7 protein-coding genes and 1 pseudogene are annotated in these 8,087 nt (G+C 76.2%); 4 read left to right on the forward strand and 4 right to left on the reverse strand.

Annotated elements, in window-relative coordinates; translation table 11 throughout:
• Positions 1 to 254: 254 nt before the first annotated feature.
• On the reverse strand, positions 255 to 830 hold the full coding sequence (locus tag FRZ03_RS12745; RefSeq protein WP_315902640.1) for an Rv1733c family protein: 576 nt from the start codon (positions 828 to 830) through the stop codon (positions 255 to 257).
• 254 nt (positions 831 to 1,084) lie between these two features.
• On the opposite strand from FRZ03_RS12745, the gene FRZ03_RS12750 reads away from it, so the two are divergent.
• From FRZ03_RS12750 to FRZ03_RS12765, 4 genes are all read left to right on the forward strand, one after another.
• Complete coding sequence (locus tag FRZ03_RS12750) at positions 1,085 to 2,173, forward strand: WD40/YVTN/BNR-like repeat-containing protein (protein ID WP_186785391.1); 1,089 nt, start codon at positions 1,085 to 1,087, stop codon at positions 2,171 to 2,173.
• A gap of 144 nt (positions 2,174 to 2,317) precedes the next feature.
• A complete protein-coding gene (locus FRZ03_RS12755) occupies positions 2,318 to 2,995 on the forward strand; it encodes a uracil-DNA glycosylase (protein ID WP_146465262.1) in 678 nt (225 codons plus the stop codon).
• The gene (locus FRZ03_RS12760; protein WP_146465263.1) at positions 2,992 to 4,026 is read left to right on the forward strand and encodes an N-acetylglucosamine kinase; all 1,035 of its coding nucleotides are present in this window, start codon (positions 2,992 to 2,994) and stop codon (positions 4,024 to 4,026) included. Before FRZ03_RS12755 ends, FRZ03_RS12760 begins: the two co-directional genes overlap by 4 nt.
• 19 nt (positions 4,027 to 4,045) lie before the next feature.
• Positions 4,046 to 4,975 (forward strand): sirohydrochlorin chelatase, encoded by a 930-nt coding sequence (locus FRZ03_RS12765; protein WP_146465264.1) that lies wholly within the window; start codon positions 4,046 to 4,048, stop codon positions 4,973 to 4,975.
• A gap of 69 nt (positions 4,976 to 5,044) precedes the next feature.
• Here FRZ03_RS12765 and FRZ03_RS12770 read toward each other — a convergent pair whose 3' ends face one another.
• The 3 genes and pseudogenes from FRZ03_RS12770 to FRZ03_RS12780 all read right to left on the reverse strand — a co-directional run.
• On the reverse strand, positions 5,045 to 6,085 hold the full coding sequence (locus FRZ03_RS12770) for a lactonase family protein (RefSeq protein ID WP_146465265.1): 1,041 nt from the start codon (positions 6,083 to 6,085) through the stop codon (positions 5,045 to 5,047).
• 186 nt (positions 6,086 to 6,271) lie between these two features.
• Positions 6,272 to 6,733: a TetR/AcrR family transcriptional regulator gene (locus FRZ03_RS12775; protein ID WP_398660218.1), complete on the reverse strand. Its 462-nt coding sequence runs from the start codon at positions 6,731 to 6,733 to the stop codon at positions 6,272 to 6,274.
• Between the two features lie 241 nt (positions 6,734 to 6,974).
• Positions 6,975 to 7,961: pseudogene (locus FRZ03_RS12780) on the reverse strand (FUSC family protein); the annotation flags it as partial.
• Positions 7,962 to 8,087 lie beyond the last annotated feature (126 nt).

Below are 8,087 nucleotides of genomic sequence, written 5' to 3' on the forward strand. Positions count from 1 at the left end.
CTGCCGGTGCACGCCCTGCCGCGCGTCGGGCGGCAGGGCGTGCACCGGGCGGCAGGGCCCGTGTCGTAGGACGGGGAGTGCGTCGTAGGCCAAGGCGCGTGTCGCAGGACAGGGCGCGTGTCGTAGGGCGGGGAGTCCGTCGGCGCAGCGTGTGCGGCGGGCGGCGGTCTCGGCGGGTGCCGCGGCCGGCGCGGGGGAAGGCCCCGCGCACCCGCCTGCCGACGGCGGGGCCACCGCCGAGAGCGGCCCCCGGATCACACCATGCGCCCCCACCGCGGGCCCAGCCGGGCCCATTCCGCGTCCCAGGCGGTCAGACGGCGGCGTTCGAGGCGGACGCGGAGGAGCAGGCCGCCGGTGAAGGGGACGAGCCCGGTGGCGGCGCCCGCCAGGCCACCGAGGAGGGCGGCTCGCAGGGCGGCCTGATCGGGAGTGACGGGGCTGCCGACGAGACGGCCCCGGCGATCGGTCCAGACGGTGACCCGGGTGCCGGCCGCGCTGCCGGGCACCACCCGGACCCGGCCGGTGCGGGCGGAGCCGTCGGCCGCCGTCCAGCGCGCCTCGGCCCAGACCCGTTCGCCGGGCGACGGGTCCTTGCGCCTCTGGGACGCCTGTGGGGCCCGCGCGACCAGACGGGCGGCGGCCGGGCGCCGGTCCGCCCGCTGGTGGGCCAGCCCGTGCGCCATCGAGCGGGCCACCGTGATCCCGGCGAGCGACCCGGCCAGGACGGTGAGCAGCCAGACGCCCAGCACCACCCAGCCCTCCACGACGTCCGCCCGGCGTTTGAGCGGGTTGCGCCGCCAGCGCCAGAGCCACACCCTCGGACCGCGCACCGCCGTCCTCCCCACGAACCCGTCGACCGGCCGGACCGCCGGCCCCCGTGACAAACCGTCACCCCGACGGTCGCACGAGGCGCCCGCTTACCGCAGGCACATGCGGGAACGGAACCGGCCGCTCCCCCTCCGGGGCCGCCGACACCCCTGTGAGCTGGGGCGATGCCTGTTCCAGGGGAGACTGTCAGTGGTGGGGTGCAAACTGGCCGACAACTGACGACTACCTGGACGAAGGCGTCCCGGAGGTGATCGGCATGACCGAGGTACTGCTGGCGGTCGGCACCCGAAAAGGGCTGTTCATCGGGCGGCGGCGGGGCCATGGCCCCTGGGAGTTCGACGAGAGCCCGTACTTCACCGCGCAGGCCGTCTATTCGGTCGCGATCGACACCCGGGCCGGCACCCCGCGGCTGCTCGCGGGCGGCGACAGCGCCCACTGGGGGCCGTCGGTGTTCCACTCCGACGACCTGGGCCGCACCTGGACCGAGCCGCCCCGGCCGGCCGTCAGGTTCCCCGAGGACACCGGCGCCTCCCTGGAGCGCGTCTGGCAGCTGCACCCGGCCGCCGCCGAACCCGACGTGGTGTACGCGGGCACGGAACCGGCCGCGCTGTACCGCTCGGCGGACCGCGGCGAGAGCTTCGAACTGGTCCGGCCGCTGTGGGAGCACCCCACCCGCTCCCGCTGGGTGCCGGGCGGCGGCGGCGAGGGGCTGCACACGGTGCTCACGGACGCGCGCGACAAGGCCGCGCTGACGGTCGCCGTCTCCGCCGCCGGGGTGTTCCGCACCACCGACGGCGGGGCGAGCTGGGCACCGTCCAACTCGGGCGTGTCCGCGGTGTTCCTGCCGGACCCCGACCCCGAGTTCGGCCAGTGCGTGCACAAGGTCGCCCGGGACGCGGCCGACCCCGACCGGCTCTACCTCCAGAACCACTGGGGGGTCTACCGCAGCGACGACGCGGGCGCGCACTGGACCGACATCGGCGCGGGCCTGCCGTCCACGTTCGGTTTCGCGGCGGCCGCGCACCCGCGCCGCAGCGGCACGGCGTACGTCTTCCCGATCAACGCGGACAGCGACCGCGTCCCGGCCGGCCGCCGCTGCCGGGTCTTCCGCACGGCCGACGGCGGCGACAGCTGGGAGCCCCTGACCCGGGGCCTGCCGTCCGGGGACCACTACGGCACGGTGCTGCGGGACGCCCTGTGCACCGACGACGCCGACCCGGCGGGCGTGTACTTCGGCAATCGCAACGGCGAGGTGTTCGCCTCGGCCGACGACGGCGACAGCTGGCGGCAGGTGGCCGCGCACCTGCCGGACGTGCTGTGCGTGCGTGCCGCGCTGGTCGGCTGACGGCGCACCGGGAGAGAAGACGGCGGGGCCGGCGGAGAACGGGGGAAACGTGCCGCGCGTACGGAAGTGGCGAGGGCCGGGGGTCCGGCCGTGTTCCGGTCATCGGTTGATCACCGACCGGTTCACGGCAGTAGGGTGACGCCCGTGGCACCACGACCCTTGCATGAAATCGTCGAACCGGGCTGGGCGAAGGCCCTGGAACCCGTGGCCGGACGGATCGCCCAGATGGGTGACTTCCTGCGCGCGGAGATCGCCGCGGGACGCACCTACCTCCCGGCCGGGACCAACGTCCTGCGGGCCTTCCAGCAACCGTTCGACGAGGTACGGGTCCTGATCGTCGGTCAGGACCCCTACCCCACCCCCGGGCACGCGGTGGGCCTGTCGTTCTCGGTCGCCCCGGAGGTACGACCGCTGCCGCCGAGCCTGATCAACATCTACCGCGAGCTGCACGACGACCTGGGGCTGCCCCAGCCGTCCAACGGCGACCTCACCCCCTGGACCCAGCAGGGCGTTCTGCTGCTGAACAGGGCGCTGACCACCGCGCCGCGCAGCCCGGGCGCCCATCGAGGCAAGGGCTGGGAGGACGTCACCGAGCAGGCGATCCGGGCGCTGGCGGCCCGCGGCAAGCCGCTGGTGTCCATCCTGTGGGGCCGTGACGCCCGCAATCTGCGCCCGCTGCTGGGGAAGCTGCCGGCAGTGGAGTCCGCGCACCCCTCGCCCATGTCGGCCGACCGCGGGTTCTTCGGCTCACGGCCGTTCAGCCGGGCCAACGACCTGCTGATCCAGCAGGGCGGACAGCCCGTGGACTGGCGTCTGCCATGACGGTCGCCGGGTATCTCGCCGTGGACTCCGGCGGTTCCGGCCTCCGGGTCGCCGTCGGCGTTCCGGGCCGGGCGCCCTCGGCACAGCGGGAGACCCGGGAGCCGGTCCGCACCGGCGCGCGGGGCATCGACCCCGCCGATCTGATGACCCGACTGGTGCCGCTGGCCCGGGAGCTGGCGGCGCGGGCAGGTGTGGACGAACTGGGCACGGCCGTCATCGGCGCCGCCGGGTTCGCCACCCTGGGCGACGCCCTGCGCGCCGAACTGCCGGGCGCCCTCGCCCGCGAACTGGGGGTGGCGCGGGCGGCGCTGGCCGCCGACGCCGTCACCGCCTATGCCGGCGCGCTCGGCACCCGGCCGGGCGCGGTGCTCGCCGGGGGCACCGGGCTGATCGCCATCGGCACCGACCTCACCGCCTGGCGGCGGGCCGACGGCTGGGGACATCTGCTGGGCGACTGCGGCAGCGGCGCCTGGATCGGCCGGGCGGGCCTGGAGGCGGCGCTGCGCGCCCACGACGGCCGCGACGGCGGCTCCGGCCCGCTGCTGAGGTGCGCCGAGGAGCGGTTCGGGCCGGTGCGCGGGCTGCCGGGCCTGGTCTATCCGCGCACCGACCGGCCCGCCGTACTGGCCTCGTTCGCGCCCCTGGTGGCCGAGTGTGCCGCGCACGACCCGGTGGCGGCGGACATCCTGCGCGCGGCGGCCCGGCACATGGCCGATTCCGCCGCGGCCGTCTGCCCGGCGGACGGGCGGCCGGAAGTGGCGCTCACGGGCGGGCTGTCCAGAATGGGCGACGCGCTCATGGTCCCGCTGCGCGAGGAGTTGGCGCGTCGGCTGCCGCACGCCCGGCAGGTGCTCCCCGAGGGCGACCCGCTGCACGGCGCGGTACGGATCGCGACCGAGCTGGCCGCCGGGCGGCTCACGCTGCCGGGTGAACCGGCGATGCTGCACGTCGTCGCCGCCACCGTACGCGATCGGACAAAACCGGACGGATACCGCTCACCTGCCCCCTCCCCGAACAGGAGGGCCCGGTGAGCCAGTAACATGCGGCGCCATGAGCTCCTCCACTGGACCCGCGTCCGGCCTGCCTGTTCGAATGCCGCGACCCCGCCAGCCCGGACGGCACCGCCGACCGGAACCGCTGGTGGCTCCCGAGGGTGCGCCCGCGCTCGTCCTCGCGGTGCCCGGTGTGCCCAGCGCCGCCACTCGCGGCCTCGCCGAGGAGGTCGTGAGCATCGCCCGTTCCGAGCTGCCGGGCCTGGACGCCCGGATCGGCTACCTGGACGGGGACGACGACAACGAGTTCCCCACACTGCGGTCGGTGCTGGCGCGCGCCGCCGAGGAGCGCACGGCCCGCTACGAGCAGGCCGTCGCCGCCGGGGTCGAGGGCGTCAGCGAGCCCGACGGCCCGGTCGCCGTGGTCGTCCCGCTGCTGGCCGGTCCGGACAGCGCGCTGCTGCGGCAGATCCGGCAGTCGGTGATGGACAGCCGGGTCGCCGCCGAGCTGACCGATGCCCTCGGCCCCCACCCGCTGCTCGCCGAGGCACTGCACGTGCGGCTGTCGGAGGCGGGTCTGGCCCGCGCCGACCGCGCCCGGCTGTTCACCGTGGCCACGGCCGCCGACGGCATCATCCTGGCCTCCGTGGGCGGCGAGGAGGCCGTGCAGGCGGCCGGGATCACCGGCATGCTGCTCGCCGCGCGCCTGGCCGTGCCGGTGATGGCGGCGGCCCTGGACCAGGAGGGTTCCATCTCCTCGGTGGCCGAGCAGCTGCGCTCCGCCGGTTCGCAGCAGCTGGCGCTCGCGCCGTACCTGGTGGGCCCGGAGATCGACGCGGCGCTGCTCACGGCCGCCGCCGAGGAGGCGGGCTGCGCCGCGGCCGAGCCGCTGGGCGCGTACCCCGCGATCGGCAAGCTGGCCCTGGCCAAGTACACGACGGCCCTGGGTATCGCCCCCCAGCAGCCCCAGGGCACCCCGGTGCGCTGACCGCGCCCGGCCCGACGAACGGGGCCCGCTCCTGCGGGGGCGGGCCCTTTCGCGTGCTCCCGGCGGCGGTCACCGGAAGACGACGCAGGAGGCGGCGGCCACCTGCACCGAGCCGTCGTACCGGGGCAGTCCGGTCGCCTCGTCCACGGTGAACCAGCTGACGTCGCCGGAGCGCTCGTTGGCCACGTACAGGAAGCCGTCGCGCTCGGCCAGGGCGCGGGGCCAGTGTCCGCCGCAGGGCACGGTGGCCAGCGGGCGGAGCCCGTCCGGTTCGACGGCGAGCACCGACAGGACGTCCTCGCCGCGCGTCGCGGCCCACACGTGGCGTCCGTCGGGCGAGACCACGATCCCCGAGGGGTAGGCGTCGCCGGCCGGGGCGCCCGGCAGCAGCGGGACCTCGCTGAGCGGCTTCAGCGAGCCGTTCGCGGCGTCCCAGCGGCACACCGTCACCGTCGGGGTGAGTTCGTTGACGACGTAGGCGTGTTCGCCGTCGGGGTGGAAGGCCAGGTGGCGGGGCCCGGAGCCGGGCCGCAGCGCGCACTCGCGGTGCAGGGCCGGGGTGCCCGCCTCCAGGGTGCACACCCGCACCGAGTCGGTGCCGAGGTCGACGCTGACGGCCCAGCGGCCGCTCGGGTCGGGCTGCACCTGATGGGCGTGCGGGCCGCGCTGGCGCCGGTCGTGCGGGCCGGAGCCGGTGTGCTGGAGCCGGCCGGACGGTTTCGCGGCGAGGGTGCCGTCGGGGCGCAGGGGCACGGCGGTGACGCTGCCGCAGCCGTAGTTGGCGGTGAGCACGTGCCCGGCGTACAGGCCGAGGTGGGTGGGGCCGCTGCCGTCCACCGGCACGGGCGGCCCGGCGAGTTCCGGTCGGCCGCCGGTCACCCGGTAGGCGGCGACGGCGCCCTCGGCCGTCTCACTGACCGCGTAGAGCATGTTCCCGTCCGGGGAGAGGGCCAGGTAGGAGGGGTCCGGCACGTCGTTCACGGCGGAGACGAGGGTGAGGGCGCCGCCTGCCGGCGCGACCTCGGCCGTCACCAGCCCCGGCCCTCCTGCCGCCGTGAACGAGCCGATGAAGGCCCGCCGTCCGCCCGCGCTGTCGCCGCCCTGTGCCACCGCTGTCCCCTCTCGATCGAGCCGGTCCCGCGCCGACGGTAGCAGCCCCCGGCCGCCGGTCTAGACCAAGAGGGCGGCGTGGGGCGGGAGTTCTTCCCCGTTCTCGCGGTCCCGCCGCCAAAAAGGGGCTGCCGGAGACCCGCACCGCCGGGCTCGGCCACCACCGACGAGCCTCGCGGACGGCCCTCAGGACGGGGACCGGGGAACGCGCAGGCCCGCCAGCGCGGTTTCGAACAGGGGTTGCAGGTACTCGGGAGATTCGTTCAGCTTGGCGATGGCGACGATCAGGTCGAAGATCTGCTCCAGCGTGAGGTCGTCGCGGATCCGCCCGGCCTTCTGGGCCGCGGCCAGCAAGGGGCGGCCTGCTTCGACGGCGCGGGCACGGTGGCTGGTGATGCCGTTGCCGTCGGTGTGTTCCAGCAGCTCGGAGACGATCAGCCGCTTGTCCGGGAGGAAGGCGATCTGCAGGCGCAGCCACGCGACGAGTGCCGCGTCGGGACTCTGTCCGGGCGCGATGGTGGCCGCGTCGCAGATCTGGTCCACCTCGTCGGCGTAGAGCGCCTCCAGCAGTTCGCGCCGGCCGGGAAAGTTGCGGTAGAGGGTGGCCATGCCCACCTGGGCCCGGCGCGCGATCTCGGCCATCGACACCTCCGGGGCGGGTTCGGCGAACGCCTCCCGCCTTCTACGCCCTCGCCGCCCTCAGCCTCCTCGGCACGGCCCTCGCCCTGCTGCTGAAGACCGCCCAGGCCGAGGAGGGCCGGACGCAGCCGGCCGACGCCGCCTGATCATCCAACCGCCCGGCCTGTCACGGGGCTCGCCCTGCGGATCACGCCTCACGCGGCGGCCGCCTGTCCGCCGTCCGTCCGGAGGGCATGCGCCGCAGGCCCCGTCACATCCCGTACGACGGCGCGCGCAGCGGCTCCGCGAGCGCTGCCAGGGCCCGCTCGAGAGAGTGCACGTGGGCGAGCGCGGGCGACGCCGGGGATTCCGCCGGGGCGACCGTCGTCGCCGCGGCGCCCCCGGTCAGCGCCTCCACCGCCGCCTCCACGCGCCCGCAGGCCGTCGCCAGGCGGGCGTCGTGGGAGGCCTCGGGGTCGGCGGCGACCGCGACCAGGCCGCGGATCTCCCGGGCGCAGTCGTCGAGCAGCGCGAGCACCTGGCGGGCGCGCCGCTTGCGGGCCGGCAGCGGGTTCAGCGGGTGGACCAGCGGGGCCACCGACAGCCGGACGCGGCCGAGCAACTGCTCCAGTTCGGCCACGCGGGGCGCCGGGTCGGCCGTCGGGGAGCCGGCGAGCCGGGCCGCGGCCTCGGCCGTGCAGGCGTGGACGCAGCGCAGGGCGCGCTGGATCCACGCGTCCGTGGTGGCGTGCGTGGTGACCGGCAGCACGAACAGCACCGCGAGCGCCGCGCCGGCCGCCCCCACCGCGGTCTCGCCGAGGCGCAGCGCCAGCAGACCGGGGGTGAGGACGCCGAGGAGGCCGTAGAGCAGTTCGGCGAGGACGGTCACCCAGAGCATCATCCAGGTGTAGGAGACGGGGGCGGAGTAGAAGATGCCGAAGACGGCAACCGCGAGCAGGACGGCCGTCGGCACGGGCGCCCCGTGCACGGGCACGGCGAGGAGGAAGCCCAGGCAGATGCCGAGCAGCGTGCCGAGGACCCGGCGGAAGCCGCGTACCAGGGTCTCGCCGCGCGAGGCGGTGGCCACGAAGACCCACCAGGTCGCGCCGACGGCCCAGTACCAGCGCTGCCCGGACACCAGTTCGCCCACGATCAGGGCGAGGCCCGCGCCCGCGGTCGCCTGGACCGCCTGGCGCGTGGTCACCCGGGCGAGCCCGGTCCCGGCGGGCGCGGGCCTCGCCCGGGTGGGCCGGCGGCGGCTGGCGGCCGGGTGAGCCCCCGCAGCCCTCGCGGTCCGGCGCCGCCAGCCGGGCCACGGCGGACGCGTCCGGCCGGGCCAGCGCGCGCAGCTGTTGCGGCGTCGTCCCGTCCGGGATCGGCAGCG

Origin of the sequence: Streptomyces misionensis (assembly GCF_007896895.1) — a bacterium.
Lineage (GTDB): Bacteria > Actinomycetota > Actinomycetes > Streptomycetales > Streptomycetaceae > Streptomyces > Streptomyces misionensis_A.